The organism is Candidatus Hakubella thermalkaliphila (assembly GCF_013281975.1).
Lineage (GTDB): Bacteria > Actinomycetota > Humimicrobiia > Hakubellales > Hakubellaceae > Hakubella > Hakubella thermalkaliphila.
In genome coordinates this window covers 1-511 of the sequence record NZ_BLRZ01000500.1, presented here as the reverse complement: position 1 = coordinate 511, position 511 = coordinate 1, and the positions used below count along the sequence as shown (strand labels likewise).

General features: G+C 47.0%; 1 pseudogene. It reads left to right on the top strand.

Features of this window, described 5'->3' with window-relative positions:
* Window positions 1–114: 114 nt before the first annotated feature.
* Window positions 115–462 (top strand): annotated as a pseudogene (locus HW443_RS14270) ([FeFe] hydrogenase H-cluster radical SAM maturase HydG); the annotation flags it as partial.
* Between the last annotated feature and the right edge of the window lie 49 nt (window positions 463–511).

Here is a 511-nt window from a genome sequence, read left to right as displayed (position 1 = left end):
TCGCCTAATAAGAATTGCTGCTTACTTCCTTCTTGATTTTGCAAGTTGGCAGCGTACGCTCCAATACCGATCTTTGACGAAGCATCGATCTGAGTAACCCCTGAATGAATAACATCTCCCTTATCTATTCGGGATTTAAGAAAACTTTCTGCGGCAGGAATTGGCACCTATCAGGTTTTTCAGGAAACATACCATCGCCGGACCTATGGCGAGTTGCATCCTGAAGGAACCATAAAATCAGATGATCGCTGGCGATTGTACTGTATGCACCAGGCGTTGGAGGCAGGAATTGACGATGTGGGGATTGGTGCCCTCTTTGGTTTGTATGACTGGAGATTTGAGGTTATGGGGCTCCTTTACCATGCACGAGAGCTGGAAGGGAAATTTGGTGTTGGTCCCCACACGGTGTCATTCCCCAGACTTGAGCCGGCGCTCAATATCCCCTTTACTGAAGATTCGCCTAATAAGAATTGCTGCTTACTTCCTTCTTGATTTTGCAAGTTGGCAGCGT